This is a genomic window from Halorubrum sp. SP3 (assembly GCF_005435195.1).
GTDB lineage: Archaea > Halobacteriota > Halobacteria > Halobacteriales > Haloferacaceae > Halorubrum > Halorubrum sodomense.
In genome coordinates this window covers 1-206 of record NZ_SGTU01000866.1, presented here as the reverse complement: position 1 = coordinate 206, position 206 = coordinate 1, and the positions used below count along the sequence as shown (strand labels likewise).

At 44.7% G+C, this 206-nt stretch carries 1 protein-coding gene; it reads right to left on the bottom strand.

The window, feature by feature from the left end; translation table 11 throughout:
• Window positions 1-206, bottom strand: a 206-nt coding sequence (locus tag EXE42_RS20150) for a hypothetical protein (protein ID WP_206750803.1), incomplete at both ends; no start/stop codon positions are given.

Here is a 206-nt window from a genome sequence, read left to right as displayed (position 1 = left end):
CGAATCAAACCTTTCCTTAACCATCTTCGCAGCAGGCAAAATTACCTCAGCACTGGAGTCAGAAGATACGCTGGAATCTTCTGCGCTAGAATCAAGACCATACGGCCTACCGGTTGTGAGAGATTCCATGGGCCTTATGACATATCCTGGAAAGAGTAGCTCATCAGACTTACGTTTACTCTCTATATCAATATCTACATCAGGAG